The 15601-nt window shown below is 66.4% G+C and carries 16 protein-coding genes; 11 read left to right on the forward strand and 5 right to left on the reverse strand.

What is annotated here, in order from left to right; translation table 11 throughout:
• Positions 1 to 422 precede the first annotated feature (422 nt).
• From dnaB to ACLQ62_RS14295, 3 genes are all read left to right on the forward strand, one after another.
• A complete protein-coding gene (gene dnaB, locus ACLQ62_RS14285; RefSeq protein WP_411722298.1) occupies positions 423 to 1805 on the forward strand; it encodes a replicative DNA helicase in 1383 nt (460 codons plus the stop codon).
• Between the two features lie 193 nt (positions 1806 to 1998).
• Positions 1999 to 2658 carry a hypothetical protein gene (locus tag ACLQ62_RS14290; protein WP_411722299.1) on the forward strand — a complete coding sequence of 220 codons (660 nt, stop codon included), beginning with the start codon at positions 1999 to 2001 and terminating at the stop codon, positions 2656 to 2658.
• Entirely contained in the window at positions 2655 to 2900 is a 246-nt protein-coding gene (locus ACLQ62_RS14295; RefSeq protein WP_411722300.1) for a hypothetical protein, read from the forward strand. The genes ACLQ62_RS14290 and ACLQ62_RS14295 overlap by 4 nt, the downstream gene beginning before the upstream one ends.
• A gap of 12 nt (positions 2901 to 2912) precedes the next feature.
• Here the strand turns inward: ACLQ62_RS14295 and ACLQ62_RS14300 are convergent, their stop codons facing one another.
• From ACLQ62_RS14300 to ACLQ62_RS14310, 3 genes are all read right to left on the reverse strand, one after another.
• Positions 2913 to 3107, reverse strand: coding sequence for a DUF1918 domain-containing protein (locus tag ACLQ62_RS14300; protein WP_411722301.1), 195 nt, complete (start codon positions 3105 to 3107; stop codon positions 2913 to 2915).
• Positions 3108 to 3191: 84 nt separating this feature from the next.
• Positions 3192 to 4574 (reverse strand): adenylosuccinate lyase, encoded by a 1383-nt coding sequence (gene purB / locus ACLQ62_RS14305; protein ID WP_411722302.1) that lies wholly within the window; start codon positions 4572 to 4574, stop codon positions 3192 to 3194.
• Positions 4571 to 5098 carry a low molecular weight protein-tyrosine-phosphatase gene (locus ACLQ62_RS14310; RefSeq protein ID WP_411722303.1) on the reverse strand — a complete coding sequence of 176 codons (528 nt, stop codon included), beginning with the start codon at positions 5096 to 5098 and terminating at the stop codon, positions 4571 to 4573. The genes purB and ACLQ62_RS14310 overlap by 4 nt, the downstream gene beginning before the upstream one ends.
• Before the next feature lie 199 nt (positions 5099 to 5297).
• On the opposite strand from ACLQ62_RS14310, the gene ACLQ62_RS14315 reads away from it, so the two are divergent.
• A complete protein-coding gene (locus tag ACLQ62_RS14315; protein ID WP_411722304.1) occupies positions 5298 to 5663 on the forward strand; it encodes a hypothetical protein in 366 nt (121 codons plus the stop codon).
• 5 nt (positions 5664 to 5668) lie between these two features.
• The gene (locus ACLQ62_RS14320) at positions 5669 to 7087 is read left to right on the forward strand and encodes a hypothetical protein (RefSeq protein ID WP_411722305.1); all 1419 of its coding nucleotides are present in this window, start codon (positions 5669 to 5671) and stop codon (positions 7085 to 7087) included.
• A gap of 2 nt (positions 7088 to 7089) precedes the next feature.
• Here ACLQ62_RS14320 and ACLQ62_RS14325 read toward each other — a convergent pair whose 3' ends face one another.
• Positions 7090 to 7494, reverse strand: coding sequence for a phage holin family protein (locus ACLQ62_RS14325; protein ID WP_411722306.1), 405 nt, complete (start codon positions 7492 to 7494; stop codon positions 7090 to 7092).
• Positions 7495 to 7613: 119 nt separating this feature from the next.
• Between ACLQ62_RS14325 and ACLQ62_RS14330 the strand changes: the two genes are divergently transcribed.
• The 4 genes from ACLQ62_RS14330 to ACLQ62_RS14345 are packed head-to-tail and all read left to right on the forward strand — an operon-like array spanning position 7614 to position 12236.
• Entirely contained in the window at positions 7614 to 8741 is a 1128-nt protein-coding gene (locus ACLQ62_RS14330; RefSeq protein ID WP_411722307.1) for a histidinol-phosphate transaminase, read from the forward strand.
• Between the two features lie 4 nt (positions 8742 to 8745).
• Entirely contained in the window at positions 8746 to 9885 is a 1140-nt protein-coding gene (locus tag ACLQ62_RS14335) for a thiamine pyrophosphate-dependent dehydrogenase E1 component subunit alpha (RefSeq protein ID WP_411722308.1), read from the forward strand.
• On the forward strand, positions 9882 to 10880 hold the full coding sequence (locus ACLQ62_RS14340) for an alpha-ketoacid dehydrogenase subunit beta (RefSeq protein WP_411722309.1): 999 nt from the start codon (positions 9882 to 9884) through the stop codon (positions 10878 to 10880). The genes ACLQ62_RS14335 and ACLQ62_RS14340 overlap by 4 nt, the downstream gene beginning before the upstream one ends.
• Before the next feature lie 30 nt (positions 10881 to 10910).
• On the forward strand, positions 10911 to 12236 hold the full coding sequence (locus ACLQ62_RS14345; RefSeq protein WP_411722310.1) for a dihydrolipoamide acetyltransferase family protein: 1326 nt from the start codon (positions 10911 to 10913) through the stop codon (positions 12234 to 12236).
• A gap of 90 nt (positions 12237 to 12326) precedes the next feature.
• Here the strand turns inward: ACLQ62_RS14345 and ACLQ62_RS14350 are convergent, their stop codons facing one another.
• Positions 12327 to 12950 carry a hypothetical protein gene (locus tag ACLQ62_RS14350; protein ID WP_411722311.1) on the reverse strand — a complete coding sequence of 208 codons (624 nt, stop codon included), beginning with the start codon at positions 12948 to 12950 and terminating at the stop codon, positions 12327 to 12329.
• A 409-nt stretch (positions 12951 to 13359) separates the two neighbouring features.
• Here ACLQ62_RS14350 and ACLQ62_RS14355 point away from each other — a divergent pair, with 409 nt between their 5' ends.
• On the forward strand, positions 13360 to 14706 hold the full coding sequence (locus ACLQ62_RS14355; RefSeq protein WP_411722312.1) for a quaternary amine ABC transporter ATP-binding protein: 1347 nt from the start codon (positions 13360 to 13362) through the stop codon (positions 14704 to 14706).
• A partial coding sequence (locus ACLQ62_RS14360; RefSeq protein ID WP_411722313.1) for an ABC transporter permease occupies positions 14703 to 15601 on the forward strand: 899 nt, incomplete at its 3' end. The genes ACLQ62_RS14355 and ACLQ62_RS14360, both read left to right, overlap by 4 nt.

Genomic DNA, 15601 nt, shown 5'->3' on the forward strand with positions numbered 1-15601 from the left:
CCCCCCGAACTGCCACTTCTTATACCCGCAACAGCCTCCCGTCAAGGGTTTTTGTACACAGGCAAACAGTTCGGGACCCAAGCTTCAACGGGGAGTTCAGAGAGTTTCATCCCCACAGCCTGTGGAATACATTTCCGCAGGTCCGGAGCAATTTCCTTGAGTAAATAAGTTTCTTCTCCACAGGATTCCCCACAGGTTGTGCACATCGCGTGCGGCGTTTCGTGCAATTCATCCACAGAGTTATCCACAGGACCATTTGTGCCGACGACTGCTTACTCATAGTGTGAGGCAGCGCAGGTTCCCACCGGCGTGCGCAGCCTCATCCGGCCACCGTGTCGGTGGTTGGGTATTGGCTTCACTGTGAGCATGACGGCCATGCGCCGGCCGGGTCGAACCGGCCCTGCCGCTGAAGGAGGAATTGCGTGTCGATCGCCCATCTCGGTCTCTCTGACCAGACTCCCGCCGGTGAAAACCGCGGTGAGTACCGGGCCGACCGCACCCCGCCGCACGACATGCTCGCCGAGCAGTCGGCCCTCGGCGGGATGCTGCTCTCCAAGGATGCAGTCGCCGACGTCGTCGAATCCGTGCGCGGTGTCGACTTCTACATTCCCAAGCACGAGATCATCTTCGACGCAATCCTCTCGCTCTACTCACACGGTGAACCGACCGACGTCATCACCGTCACCGACGAACTCATCAAGACCGGGGAACTCTCCCGAGCCGGCGGTGCCGACTACCTGCACACGCTGACACGGCTCGTGCCGACGGCTGCGAACGCCGGGTTCTACGCCTCCATCGTCGCCGAACGGGCATTGCTCCGCCGCCTCGTCGAAGCCGGGACCCGCATCGTCCAGATGGGGTACGCCGGTGAGGGCGAGGTGCTCGACCTGGTGAACACGGCCCAGGCCGAGATCTACGGGGTCACCGGTTCCACCACAGCCGAAGACTACGTTCCCCTCAACGAAGCCGTTGGTACGGCCTTCGAAGAGATCGAGGCAGCAAACGGTACCGACGGCAAGATGGTCGGTGTTCCCACCGGATTCGCTGAAATGGACGACCTCACCAACGGATTCCACGGCGGCCAGCTCATCATCGTCGCTGCGCGGCCCGCCCTCGGTAAGTCCACCCTCGCGCTCGACTTCGCGCGCGCCGCATCCATCGGCAACGACCAGCCATCCATCTTCTTCTCACTGGAGATGGGTCGGAGCGAGATCGCGATGCGCCTGCTCGCCGCGGAGGCATCCGTTCCGCTGCAGAGCATGCGCAAGGGCACTGTCGACCAGCGTGACTGGAACAAGCTCGCCGCGGTCCGCGGCCGCATCAATGACGCACCGCTCTACATCGACGACAGCCCCAACATGACGCTCGTCGAAATCCGGGCGAAGTGCCGGCGACTCAAGCAGCGGGTCGGGCTCAAGCTCGTCGTCATCGACTACCTTCAGCTGATGACCTCCGGCAAGCGCGTCGAGAGCCGTCAGCAGGAGGTCTCCGAGTTCTCCCGTGCCCTCAAACTCCTCGCCAAGGAGCTCCAGGTGCCGGTCATCGCCCTGTCACAGCTCAACCGTGGCCCGGAGCAGCGCGCGGACAAGATGCCGGCCATCTCCGACCTCCGCGAGTCCGGATCGCTTGAGCAGGACGCCGACATGGTCATCCTGCTGCATCGCGAAAGCGCGTACGAGAAAGACAACCCACGCGCCGGTGAAGCCGACCTCATCGTCGCCAAGCACCGTAACGGCCCGACCCGGACGGTCACCGTCGCGTTCCACGGGCACTACTCACGATTCGCGGACCTCGCGCCTGCTTGATTGGGATCTCGACACGGTCCTGTCGCCAGATTTCGACACGGTCGCTGGCGACCTGCTCAATCAGCGGCGCGGATGTGCGCGTTGCGCAGCCGGAGGGAGAGATCGGCGTGCTGATGCCGCTCGGGGAGCGCTCAGTTCTACGCGGCGTAGACTAGGGACGTTCCTCCACACCCCTACGAAAGAGGCTTCCACCGTGGCCACCCCCGTCACTGCCGCTCCCAACGGCACAGCGCAGTCGCGCTCACGGTACTGGCTGGTTCCGATCGCCCGGGCTGCTGTCGCCGCCGTCGCGGCCGTCGTCATCACCTTCTCGCAGAACCACTCAGCAACGCTGGGCCTCACCGTCTTCGGTGCGTTCGCTGTCCTCACCGCGCTCGCAATCTTCGCGGGTTCCGGAAGTCTGAAAGCAGACCGGGTTGCGCAGCACACCTTCGTCGCCCAGGCCGTGCTGACCCTCGCCGCCGGCGCGGTCGCGCTTGCCTTCGCGGCATCCGCAAGCCTGCCGGCGTTCTTCGCGATCGTCCTCATCTGGGCGCTGCTCACCGGCGCGCTCGAACTGTACAACGGCTTCCGCCTGCGCGGACGCTCACCGCTCGCTCGCGACTGGACGGCCATCGGGCTGGTCACTGTGCTTCTCGCCGTGGCGTTCCTCGTCGTGCCGCAGGGTCTTGACCAGCAGTTCACCGGTCCGGACGGCGTGGAGCGCAGCCTCACAGCATCCATCGTCGCTGTGGGTGTCTACGGCGCCTACGCCGCCATCGTCGCCGTTCTGCTCGTGATCGGAGGGTTCTCGCTCAAGTGGGGCACCGATCCGAGCGGCCGAGTGGCCCCTGAAACGGAGTCGCATCCATGAGTTACCACCAGCCCAGCCGCCGCGAGATCCTCAAACCGATCGAGCTACTCGTTTTCGCCGCCGTCGCCGGGACCTTCGCCGGCCTGATCGTGCTCATGTCGACCCGCGACATCACCCTGGCGTTGATCTTCTTCGGCGTTGCATTCATCGTCACCCTCGTCGGCATCGCGATGTTCGCCCTGTCGGTCAAACCCGGCGACCTCGAGAAAAAGGACATCCACGAGCAGGACTCCGGGCACTGACCCGACGGGTCGTCAATCAGCGCGCGGTGCGTGCTCGATGACGCAGTCCGGTCCTGGATACACGAGGCTCTCGTGGCCGTCGTCGAACCGCACCACATAGGGCGGTTTCCCCTCGTCGCCGCGTACCTCGATGATCTGACCGTGCCTGTCAGGCGCGCCGACCGTCTGCCCGCGGATAATGATCCGCTCACCTGCCGTTGTGTGCATGTTGGCCTCCCTCCTTGACAGGGTACGCGCGGCATCCGGGCGGCGAAAGGCCCCGGATGCCGCAGGGCACAATCGAGGGCAGTCTCAGGGGAGACGGTTCACCAGTTCGTCCGACAGGCCGACGTACCTTGCTGGGGTCAGTTCGAGCAGTCGCCCCTTCGCCTCGTCGCCGATGTCGAGCTTCTCGACGAAGGCAACGAGGTCGTCGCGGCCGATGCGCTTGCCGCGGGTGAGCTCCTTGAGCATCGCGTACGGGTCCGAAATGCTCGACCGGCCGGCGACGACCTCCGCGCGGATGACCGTCTGGATCGCCTCGCCGAGGATCTCCCAGTTGCTGTCGAGGTCGTCGGCGAGCGCGGCGCGGTCAAGGTCGATCTCGCCGAGACCGCGGGCGAGGTTGTCCAGGGCGAGCAGCGAGTGGCCGAAACCGACACCGATGTTGCGCTGGGTGGTGGAGTCGGTGAGGTCGCGCTGCAGGCGGGAGGTGACGAGAGTGGCGGCGAGCGAGTCGAGCACGGCGCTGGAGAGTTCGAGGTTCGCCTCAGCGTTCTCGAAACGGATCGGGTTGATCTTGTGCGGCATCGTCGACGAGCCGGTCGCGCCGGCCTGCGGGATCTGCCGGAAGTATCCCATCGAGATGTAAGTCCAGATGTCGGTGGCCAGGTTGTGCAGCACCCGGTTGGCGTGCGAGACCCGGTTGTACAGTTCTGCCTGCCAGTCGTGGGACTCGATCTGGGTGGTCAGCGGGTTCCAGGTCAGCCCGAGGGACTCGACGAACTCCTGCGAGATCCGCGGCCAGTCGGCTGAGGGGTCTGCGACGACATGGGCGGCGAAGGTTCCGGTTGCGCCCGAGAACTTGCCCAGGTACTCGGTACCGGCGACCTGGGCGGCGATTCGCTCCAGCCGCCAGGCCACCACAGCGAGCTCGCGGCCCATCGTGGTCGGGGTGGCGGGCTGTCCGTGTGTGCGCGCCAGCATGGCATCCGCCCGGTGCTCCACCGCGAGAGACCGAAGAAGCCCGATCACGGTCTGCAGCTTCGGCAGCCAAACGGTCTGCACAGCGGCTGAGACGGTGAGAGCGTATGAGAGGTTGTTGATGTCCTCGCTCGTGCAGGCGAAGTGGGTGAGTTCGGCGATCGAGTCGAGGCCGAGGGATGCCAGCCGGTCACGAACCAGGTATTCGACGGCTTTCACGTCGTGGCGGGTGACCGTCTCCTTCTCGGCGAGCCAGTCGATATCTGCCTGGCCGAACTCGAGGTACAGCCCGCGGAGGGACTCGACCTGCTCACCGGTCAACGGGGAGGAGCCGAACATGCTGTGCGACGTGAGGTAGAGCAGCCACTCCACCTCGACCTGCACCCGTGCCCGGTTGAGACCCGCCTCGCTGAGGTGCTCGCCCAGATCGCTGACGGCGGCCTGATAGCGGCCGTCAAGTGGGCTGAGTGGCTGGGCGGGTAATGCTGTCATCGAATGGCTCCCTGTCGAATTGCCGGTTCAAGCTGCCGAAAGAGTTGGCGGCTTGCCCCCTCAATCATGCCCAATACTCGGTCAAACATCTCATCGCCGGCGTAGTAGGGGTCGGGAACATCGGTCAGATGGCGTTGGTCGTCGTCGAAACTGAGCAGCAGGGCCACCTTGCCCCGGTCGGTTTCGGTCGGAGCCCACGCCTTGAGAATCCGGTCGTGGCCCCGGTCCAGGGCGACCACGAGGTCCAGCTGGTCGAACCACTCCGGGTTGAACTGCTTGGCACGATGATGTGCGCCGTCGTAGCCGTTCCGGGCGAGAGCAGAGAGGGTGCGGGAGTCGGCCTGCTCGCCGACATGCCAGTCACCGGTGCCAGCCGACAGGGTTTCGACATAGCGGGTGAGGCCTGCCTGCCGCACCATGCTCTGGAACACAACCTCTGCCATCGGGGATCTGCAGATGTTGCCGGCGCATACGAAGCACACGCGGAAGGGCTGGACCTCGGTAGGGACCGGGTCAGAAATCATCCCCCCATTCTGTACCGCACGCGCGGTGCGCGGGAGCCCCCGTTCCCGCCCCGTTCGGGGAGGTGCCCTCGCTCCCTCACACGCGAGGTCCAGGCGAGCATTTCACACGGCCCGGCCGAACCGTCCCTGCCGGCACGGGCGACACCGGACGATGGATGACGATGCGGACCTGCCGCGTCCCGAAATCCGGGGAGGACCGATGATTTCCCAGGCTGGCGGAGTCCCGGGTGTCACGCCCGGTGAACTGTCGCGGACCCTCGACCTGCTGGACCAGCAGCGCCGCCGCATCCTCGACCTGACCCGCCTCGTGACCGCTGGGCAGCGAACCCTGCAGCACTCCACCGCCGTGCTTCTCTGGCGGTCGCCCGCCCGGCTTGAGTTCGATTCGCGCTTGGGGGCCCTCCAGCGCAATCTTGCCCGAACGTCGGGTGCGCTCGCCGCAGCGCTCACCGAGTGCGACCGGGCTCGTGACCTGTTGCGTTCGGCGCTCGCCGCCGCGGACGATTCCGGCACCGCCGGGGAAAGAGCCTTCATCGGCTATCCCGCCGGCGCAACCCGGAGATGAGAACGGTGCACGACGACATCGACGTGTCGAACGGCTCTGCCACCAGCGTGGACACCGACCACCTGTTCCTGGTGGCCGCGACGCTGTCCACGCTGGCCGGCGAGGCGCGGGACTGGTCGAACGAAGCGGCAATCGCTCGGTACGTCACTGAGTGGTCAGCGGATGCCGCTCCGTTCGGCTTCGCGGAGCCAGAGCTCACCCGGGCGGCCGCCATCCTGCAGGATGCCGCGGCGAGCGCCGGATCGCTCGCCCTCGTGCTGGAACGCGCCGCCGTCGAGTATGCGGACGGGGAGCAGCGAACGCGGGACGCCTCCGGGCTGCTCGCCGCCCTGTCTGGTTTCTTCGCCGGGGCTTATCTCCGCAACCTGATCCTCGGCACCCTCCCCCTGGCGCCGACGATCGGCGTCGCGCTGCTGGTGGCTCAGCATCCTGAGATCCGGCGACTCGCCGCGCTCGCCGGGGAACCACTGACGAACGCGCTCGCCGACCACTCCGACCTCCTCGTCCGTCCTGCTTTTGTCAGCCTGGTTCGCGCGCTGGTCTCGTCGGCGGACGACGTTGCGATGGGAGCAGCCGGGTTCAGCCCGGGAATGGCGCATTTTCTCGGTGATGAGGGCGCCGGCGTCGTCGGGCTCAGTTCCGTGGCCGGAGCCCTGCTGATCCTGGCCGGCCGCAACGCCTATACGCCCACCCCGTTGACTGTGACCCGCTCGGCACCATCGCCGGTGAGTGCGCCGGCGTCGCTCGGTGACGCAGCGGCACGGATACCCTCCAGCGGAGCCGGCAACCCGCAGGTTCGGGTCGAGCGCTACGGCCGGGACGGGGAAGCGTCATACGCGGTCTACATCGCTGGAACGAGCGCCTTCTCCACCGGCGGCGACGAACCGTTCGACATGGCCAGTAACCTCGCGGGAATCGCGGGGAGTGACACCGCAGCCCAGCAGGCGACCGTCGAGGCGATGGACGACGCCGGCATACGGCCAGGTGACCCGGTCTCCTTCTTCGGGCATTCCCAGGGCGGTCTCGTCGCCGCGCGGATCGCCGCATCCGAGGTCTATTCCACGCAGGCCCTCGTGACATTCGGGTCACCGAGCGGGCAGATTCCGATTCCCGACCAGGTCGCGCACGTGGCGGTGGAACACGCGGAAGACATCACGCCGGCGCTGGGCGGCCAGCCGCTCGGTGGCGAGGCTGGGCGCGAGAGGATCGTCGTGACCCGTGGCCTCTTCGACGACGGCGGGCCGCCCGATGGCGCATCGCTCGGGAGCGCGCACCACATGGTCCGTTACAGCGAAACGGCCGCGCTCATCGACGATTCCACCGACCCGCGCCTGAGCCCGATGAGAGAGGCCCTCACCGGCCTGGGCGCTGCCGGGGTTTCCGGCACTGCGACGACGTACCGGGCGGAACGGGATCGCCGCTGAGGTCAGCGTCTGCGGCGTTCCTTCAGCTGCGGACGCAGCAACAGAGCAAAAATCCCGTTGATGATGCTGATCACGAGCGCTGCGAGAACCGCCCACCAAAAGCCATCCGTGTCGAGCCCGAAGCCGAAAGGAGACATGATCCACTCGACGAGAAGCAGGAGCAGCCCGTTCACGAGGAAGGAGATCAATCCAAGGGTGAGGATGTACAGCGGGAACGCCACGATCCGGATCAGCGTGCCAACGACCCCGTTGACGATCGCGAAGATCACCGCGATCAGCAGGTAGGTCAGAACGATGGCGAGCGTGTCGCCAGGTGGGTACGGGGTGACGTGCACGCCGGCGACGATGAAGGTCGTCAACCAGATCGCGACGGCGTTGATCACGACACGGAGCAGGAATCTGGCCATCGCACCATGATGTCAGGCTTGCCAATGACGCGCGACCGCGTCCCCGCGCGGTGCCCGCCGTGGGTTCACCGTCGCCCAGCATGCCACTGCCGGAAAACGCCCCTGTCTAGACTCGGTCCGTGACGTTTATCCCACCCTCCGACGGACACGCCGTCGCGCCCCCGGTCAAGCTCCGTCCCGAGATCCTCGCCAGCCCGCCGTACCGGCAGGGCAGGCCGGCAACCGCGGACGCGTTCAAGCTTTCCAGCAACGAGAACCCGTTCCCGCCGCTTCCCGGGGTCATTGACGCGGTGGCCGCCGCCGGCGCGTTCAATCGGTACCCGGATGCTTCCGCGCTCGCCTTGCGCGAGGTCCTCGCTGCACGGCACGGGGTCTCTCCCGAGCAGATCCACGTGGGATCCGGATCGGTCGCCCTGCTCAGCCAGTTCATTGACGCGGCAGCGGGTCCAGGCGACACCGTCGTTTACCCCTGGCGTTCCTTCGAGGCGTACCCCGGCCTCGTCACGGTCTCCGGGGCGACGAGCGTCCAGGTGCCCAACCGCGCCGACGGGTCCCATGACATGGAAGCGCTCGCCGCGGCCGTCGACGACACCACCCGCGTCGTGATCGTCTGCTCGCCGAACAACCCGACATCGACAACCGTCAGCGCCGCCGAATTCGAGACGTTCATGGCTGCTGTGCCCGCCGACGTTCTCGTGCTGCTCGATGAGGCGTACACCGAGTTCGTCACCGACCCGGATGCCGTTCACGGGCTTCCGCTGCTGGCCCGCTACCCCAATCTCGTCGTCCTCCGCACCTTCTCGAAGGCCTACGGCCTGGCCGGTCTCCGCGTCGGCTGGGCGATCGGCCCGGCGGCGATTCTCGACGCCGCACGCGCCGCAGCCATCCCGCTCTCAGTGACCGAACCCGCCCAGGTCGCGGCGATCGCCTCGCTGAACCTCGAGGATCAGCTCCTCGAGCGGGTCGCCCGGATCGCCGCACTGCGCGACCGGCTCGCCGCAGCCCTGTTCGACCAGGGCTGGAGTGTGCCGAAAGCCCAGGGCAACTTCGTCTGGCTGGCCACTTGCGAAGAGACGGATGCCGCCAACGAGGCTCTGCTCGACGGCGGGATCGTCGCCCGCGGGTTCCCGGGCGCCGGCATCCGGGTCAGCGTCGGCGAGGAAGAGTCTGTGGACAAACTCCTATCGATCACTGGACGAATTGTCGAGTCTCTACCAGCGGGGCATCCGGCCCGGCGGTTAGGTTAGACCAATGGCGGAAACTGAAAGCACCTCACCCGCGGCGCCCGTGCAGATTCTCTCGGCCGACGGAACCGTCGCACCGACGGCATCCGCCGAACCCTATCTGGCGTACCTCGACCGTCTCACTTCCGCCGATCACGAACAGTTCTACCGGGACATGGTGCTTGCGCGGGCGTTCGACACCGAGGCCGCGAATCTGCAGCGCCAGGGACAGCTTGCGCTGTGGCCTCCGTGCCATGGTCAGGAAGGCGCTCAGGTCGGCTCCGGCCGTGCCGCTCGCGCCCAGGACCACATCTTCCCGTCCTACCGGGAGCACGCCGTCGGCCTCGTCCGCGGCGTGGACCTGCTCGGCATCATCGAGGTCATGCGCGGGACCACCCACTCCGGGTGGGACGTCTCTGACCCGTCTAACGGCAACTTCCGGCCGTACACCCTCGTCATCGGCGCGCAGGCGCTGCACGCCACCGGGTACGCGATGGGCGTCACCTTCGACGGCGCCACCGCGACCGGCAACCCCGACACCGACCAGGCCGTCATGGTCTACTTCGGTGACGGCGCCACCAGCCAGGGCGACGTCAACGAAGCCATGGTCTTCGCCGCGAGTTACCGCACCCCACAGGTGTTCTTCCTCCAGAACAACCACTGGGCGATCAGCGTTCCGGTGACCACCCAGTCCCGTACTCCGCTGTTCGAACGCGGCACCGGTTTCGGCATCCCCAGCGTGCAGGTCGACGGCAACGACGTTCTCGCCAGCTACGCCGTCACCGCGAAGCACCTCGACGACGCACGCTCCGGCGCGGGACCTCAGCTGATCGAGGCCCTCACCTACCGGATCGGCGCCCACACCACGAGCGACGACCCGACCAAGTACCGCACCCAGGAGCTCACCGACTCCTGGATCGCCCGCGACCCGATCGTGCGGTTCCAGGCGTTCCTCCGCGGCCAGGGCGCCTCCGACGCGTTCTTCGAGAGCATCACCGCTGAGGCACACGACTACGCGGCCGACGTCCGCCGGCGCACCCACGCGATCGCCGACCCCGACATCGGCCTCATGTTCGACGGGGTGTACTCGGACGACCACCCGCTGATGACCGAGCAGAAAGCATGGCTCGAACAGTACGAGGCGGCACTGGATGGGAGTGCGTCATGACCGTGAGCATTGACAAAACGCTGCAGACGATGCCGATGGCGAAGGCGCTCAACGCCGGGCTCCGCCAGGCGATGGCCGAGAACCCCAGGGTTCTGCTCATGGGGGAGGACATCGGCAAGCTCGGCGGTGTCTTCCGCATCACCGGGGGCCTCCAGGCCGAGTTCGGTGAGAAGCGCGTCCTCGACACCCCGCTCGCGGAATCCGGCATCATCGGCACGGCTGTCGGCCTCGCCATGCGCGGCTACCGGCCGGTGTGCGAAATCCAGTTCGACGGATTCATCTACCCCGGCTTCAACCAGATCACCTCCCAGCTCGCGAAGCTCACGAACCGCAACGAGGGCGCGCTGCAGATGCCGGTCGTCATCCGGGTGCCGTACGGCGGGCACATCGGAGCGGTCGAACACCACCAGGAAAGCCCCGAGGCGTACTTCGCGCACACGGCGGGCTTGCGCTCGGTGAGCCCGTCCACCCCCAACGACGCCTACTGGATGATCCAGGAGGCCATCGCCTCCAACGACCCGGTGATGTTCTTCGAACCGAAGAGCCGCTACTGGCCCAAGGGCGACGTGGACCTGTCGGGCTCAGCCGCTCCGTTGCACGCCAGCCGGGTGGTCCGGCAGGGAACGGATGCCACGCTCGTCGCCCACGGCGCAATGGTCACCGTCCTGCTCCAGGCTGCCGAACTCGCCGCGAGCGACGGGATCAGCCTCGAGGTCGTCGACCTCCGGTCGCTGTCGCCCATCGATTACGAGCCGCTGCTCGAGAGCGTGCGCAAGACCGGCCGGCTGATCGTCGCGCAGGAAGCACCCGGGAACGTGTCCGTCGGCTCAGAAATCGCCGCGACCGTCGCCGAACGGGCGTTCTTCTCCCTCGAGGCGCCCGTGCTTCGAGTGTCAGGCTTCGATGTCCCATTCCCCCCTGCCAAACTCGAGAAGCTTTTCCTCCCCGACGCCGACCGTGTCCTCGAGGCCGTGGACCGGGCACTTGCCTACTAGCGTCTCGCGACGCTCGAAAGAGAGAAACCCATGAGCGAGTTCCAGTTTCTGATGCCGGATGCCGGTGAGGGACTCACCGAGGCCGAAGTGGTCTCGTGGAAGGTCGCGCCCGGTGACACCGTCGAACTCAACCAGGTTCTCGTCGAGATCGAAACCGCCAAGTCGCTGGTCGAACTGCCGTCGCCGTACGAGGGGACGGTGTCCGCGATCCTCGTCGACGAGGGCATGACGGTCGACGTCGGCACGCCGATCATCACCATTCGCGCTGTTGCAGACGATGTCGGGGCCGGTGCGCCCGCTGCTGCGACCGTCGTGCCTGCTGCCGTCTCTTCGGAGACCGAGGAGGCTGTCGCCGACACCCGCAGCTCCATCGACGAGGAGAAGCCCGGTGCTGTGCTCGTCGGTTACGGCAACGCCGGCGCCGTCACCTCCCGCCGCCGGAAGACGGAGACGATCGCACCCGCCGCCCGGCCGGCATCCGTTCCGGAATCCGCGGGCCCCGTCATCGCGAAGCCGCCGATCCGCAAGCTTGCCAAGGACCTCGGCGTCGACCTCAAACAGGTCGCAGGGACCGGCATCGGGGGAGAGATCACCCGGGACGACGTGGTGCGTGAAGCCGGACAGGCGAGCGTGTTCCGCAACATCGAAACACCTGAGTGGGGCGACGCCCGCGAGGAGCGGATCCCGGTGAAGGGTGTACGCAAGCAGATCGCGAACGCGATGGTCGAATCGGCGTTCACAGCGCCACACGTCTCTCTGTTCGTCGACGTCGACGCCACCCGCACGATGGAGTTCATCAAGCGGCTCAAGAACTCGACGGACTTCGCCGGAGTGAAGGTCTCGCCGCTCCTGATCATGGCCAAGGCGATGATCTGGGCGGTTCGCCGGAACCCGACGGTCAACGCGACGTGGACCGACGAGGAAATCATCGTGCGGCATTACGTCAACTTCGGCGTCGCGGCGGCCACCCCGCGCGGTCTGATCGTGCCGAACATCAAGGAAGCGCAGGCGATGAGCCTGCTCGAACTGGCACAGGCGCTCGAGCAACTCACGCTCACCGCCCGCGACGGCAAGACGCCGCCAGCCGACCAGCAGGGCGGCACCATCACCGTCACGAACATCGGAGTATTCGGCATGGACACCGGCACCCCGATTCTCAACCCAGGCGAAGTCGGCATCGTCGCCCTCGGAACGATCAAGCAGAAGCCGTGGGTCGTCGACGGTGAAGTCCGGTCACGGTTCGTGACAACGCTGGGCGCATCATGCGACCACCGTGTCGTCGACGGCGATGGGGCATCCCGGTTCCTGGCCGATGGGGCGTCGATTCTCGCGGACCCGGCGCTGCTGCTCGACTGAGTACCAGCGCGCCGGTCGGCGGGTGAAACCGTGCTGCGCGGGTGCGATTGCACCCGCGCAGCGCGAATTCGCCAGCGTTCGCGGGCTCGGCTAGAACCCGCCGAAGTCCCCACCGAAGTCGCCGCCGCTGCCGCCGAAGTCCGATCCGCCGAAATCGCCGCCGCTCCCGCCGAAGTCAGAACCGGCGGCATCCGCGCTGTAATCGCCGCCGGCATCCGCACCGGCATCGCCGCCTTCGGAACCGGCCTCGCCGCCTTCGGAACCGGCCTCACCACCGGACATGTCCGGCATGAAGGCTCCCATCAGCGACGTGGCGATGAAATAGCCCGCGACGGTACCGAGCAGTGAGCTGCCGACCATGCTGCCAAAGCTGGGTCCGGCCATCGTGCGTTCCATGGTGCCGGGCTGGCGGAGCTCAGACCGAGTCGCCGACTGGGCCAGCGAATGCGGGTCGTCACCGCGCGGAGCGTCGCCAGGAGCGGCATCCGCGCTCAGCTGCTGGAACAGCAGGCGGCGCTGCTCCGGGGTGAGCCGCGAAAATGCCTCTTCGTGCGCCTGCTCGATCGCTTCGGGCGGTGCCGTCCGCAGCAGGTACCGGTAGCGCTCGACCGCGATCTCGTCGTCACTGCGCCCCTGCGGCTGCGGCACGTACTGCTGCCGCACCGGCTCTGGCTCCCGCTGGCCGGTACCAAAAATTCTGTCCAAAAAGCCCATGGTGTTCTCCCCACATTCCGCGGTTGACCCTCCCAGTCTACGAACGGATGCCGTGAACGCACTGCGAGAAACAGCCCATTGACAAGCGAGGTACCCGGCGCCCCGAATAGGGCTCTTCGGCCTGTTCTGTTACGCTCGGTGACGGCCATGATGGCCCAAACGCTAGTCCGCGAACGGGTGTGACGCAGAAATGTTGCACATCCGGGCGTATGGTCCTGCGACGTTGGTGGCGGCCCCATGGCCGCGCCGGCATATCCCCGATTCGCTCCTGACGCACTGGTCGTCGGCGCTTGATGGGTGGGGTTTGTGCATACGTCCCCGACCCGGTCGTGACTTACGCGAGCAGCTGTTCGCATCGAGCCGGTTTTCGACCGGACGATGACGCGCGCCTGCACGCTCCGGAGAAAACGTGAGCGACACTGTTGCCCTCGAAGTAAACAACGTCTACAAGATTTTTGGGAAAAGGCAGCGTGAAGTCCTCAAGCGACTTCACGCAGGCACCTCCCGCGATGAACTCACCGCACTGGGAACCGCTGCCGTGATCGACGCCTCGTTCGATGTGAAAAAAGGTGAGATCTTCGTCGTCATGGGGCTCAGCGGATCGGGCAAGTCCACGCTGATCCGCATGCTCAACGGGCTCCTCGAGCCAACGGCAGGCTCCGTCACCGTTTACGGCTCGCCCGTCAGCGGGATTCCCGCGAAGCAGCTGCGCGAGGTTCGTCGCACGAAGATCTCGATGGTCTTCCAGCACTTCGCGCTGCTCCCGCACCGCACTGTGCTCGACAATGCCGCATACGGACTCGAAGTGCAGGGTGTGGGCATCGACGAGCGCCGGAAGCGCGCCCAGGATGTCGTCGACCGCGTCGGCCTCTCCGGCTGGGAAGACAAGCTCCCTGGGGAACTTTCCGGTGGCATGCAGCAGCGCGTCGGCCTCGCCCGCGCGCTCGCATCGGACACCGACGTGCTGCTGATGGACGAAGCCTTCTCGGCGCTCGACCCGCTCATCCGGCGCGAGATGCAGGAGCAGCTCGTGGAGCTGCAGCAGGAACTCGGCAAGACCATCATCTTCATCACCCACGACCTCAACGAAGCCATGTTCCTCGGTGACCGAATCGCTGTCATGCGGGACGGCCGCATCGTCCAGGTGGGTACACCCGACGAGATCCTCACCGACCCGGCGAACGACTACGTCGCCCAGTTCGTGCAGGATGTCGACCGGGCCCGGGTTCTCACCGCGGCCAGCGTGATGGAGCCGGCGCGCGCTGTCGTGTCCGGTTCCGCCGGCCCCCGTGCCGCCCTGCGCACCATGCGTGACATGCAGACATCCGCAGCCTTCGTCGTCGGCAACGGCCGCAAACTGCTCGGTGTCGTGCACGACCGCGACGTGCTCAAGCACGTCAAGGCCGGGAATCGCGACCTGATGACGATCGTGCGCAACGACCCGGCAACGGTCGGACCCGACCAGTACCTCGTCGACCTGTTCGAGCCGGCGGCCGAAAGCCAGCTGCCGGTCGCCGTCGTCGACGAGAAGGGCCGCCTGCTCGGCGCGATTCCCCGGGTCACCCTCCTCGCCGCCCTCGCCAACGTTCCGACCGCAGCCGATGAGAACCAGGTCATCGAGACACCGGCGACGGTCGCCGTTGACATCATCACCCAGACCCTCCGGGATACGGCCGGTATGACCGATGAGGTCGACTCAGGCAGGACCACATCCGCCGACACTGTCGAACCCGCTAGAGAAGGAAGCTTTTCCTGATGGATTTCCGTATTCCGCTCGGCCAGTGGGTCGAAGATTTCGTTGACGTGCTCACGCAAACCCTGCAGCCGGTCTTCGACGTGCTGCGGGCCGTATTCCTCGGCCTCTACGACCTGGTCAACTGGGTCTTCCAGTCGCCGCCGTTTTGGATCATCATCCTCGTCATCGCCGTGCTCGGCTTCTTCGCCAAGGGGTGGAAGCTCGCCGTCGGAGTGATCGTCGGTTTCGGGCTGATCCTCGCCGTCGACCAGTGGGAGAACGCGATGGACTCGCTGTCGCTCGTGCTCGTCGCCAGCGTTCTCGCCGTGCTCATCAGCGTTCCGCTCGGCATCCTCGGCGCCCGATCAGACACCGCGTCGAAGATCCTCAAACCGGTCCTCGACTTCCTCCAGACGATGCCCGCCTTCGTCTACCTCATCCCCGCACTGATCCTGTTCCGGGTCGGTGTCGTCCCCGGCATCGTCGCGACGATCATCTTCGCGCTCGCCCCCGGAGTCCGGCTGACCGAGCTCGGCATCCGCGGAGTCGACAAAGAAGTGGTCGAAGCTGGCCACGCCTTCGGTTCGTCTCCGTTCCGCATCCTGCGCCAGATCCAGTTGCCGCTTGCCATGCCGAGCATCATGGCCGGTGTCAACCAGGTCATCATGCTGTCACTCTCCATGGTCGTCATCGCGGGCATGGTCGGTGCCGGCGGGCTCGGCGGCGACGTCGTTGCCAGCCTGAACCGCATCGACATCGGACTCGGCTTCGAAGCCGGGCTGTCCGTCGTGATCCTCGCCATCGTGCTGGACCGGCTGACGGCATCCCTCGGCAGCCGCAAGACGCGGGTGAAGAAGGCCGCAGCAGCCCCGGTCGCGCTCGCAGCGGGCGCCAACCATGAGGGTCAGCTGTCGGC

The organism is Mycetocola sp., from assembly GCF_046716805.1.
In the GTDB taxonomy this organism is placed as follows: domain Bacteria; phylum Actinomycetota; class Actinomycetes; order Actinomycetales; family Microbacteriaceae; genus Mycetocola_A.

Excerpts from the sequence above, each read along its gene's own strand:
- ACLQ62_RS14295 (WP_411722300.1), top strand. The coding sequence starts at position 2,655 with ATGAGTTACCACCAGCCCAGCCGCCGCGAGATCCTCAAACCGATCGAG.
- ACLQ62_RS14300 (WP_411722301.1), bottom strand. The coding sequence starts at position 3,107 with ATGCACACAACGGCAGGTGAGCGGATCATTATCCGCGGGCAGACGGTC.
- purB (WP_411722302.1), bottom strand. The coding sequence starts at position 4,574 with ATGACAGCATTACCCGCCCAGCCACTCAGCCCACTTGACGGCCGCTAT.
- ACLQ62_RS14310 (WP_411722303.1), bottom strand. The coding sequence starts at position 5,098 with ATGATTTCTGACCCGGTCCCTACCGAGGTCCAGCCCTTCCGCGTGTGC.
- ACLQ62_RS14315 (WP_411722304.1), top strand. The coding sequence starts at position 5,298 with ATGATTTCCCAGGCTGGCGGAGTCCCGGGTGTCACGCCCGGTGAACTG.
- ACLQ62_RS14325 (WP_411722306.1), bottom strand. The coding sequence starts at position 7,494 with ATGGCCAGATTCCTGCTCCGTGTCGTGATCAACGCCGTCGCGATCTGG.
- ACLQ62_RS14335 (WP_411722308.1), top strand. The coding sequence starts at position 8,746 with ATGGCGGAAACTGAAAGCACCTCACCCGCGGCGCCCGTGCAGATTCTC.
- ACLQ62_RS14340 (WP_411722309.1), top strand. The coding sequence starts at position 9,882 with ATGACCGTGAGCATTGACAAAACGCTGCAGACGATGCCGATGGCGAAG.
- ACLQ62_RS14345 (WP_411722310.1), top strand. The coding sequence starts at position 10,911 with ATGAGCGAGTTCCAGTTTCTGATGCCGGATGCCGGTGAGGGACTCACC.
- ACLQ62_RS14350 (WP_411722311.1), bottom strand. The coding sequence starts at position 12,950 with ATGGGCTTTTTGGACAGAATTTTTGGTACCGGCCAGCGGGAGCCAGAG.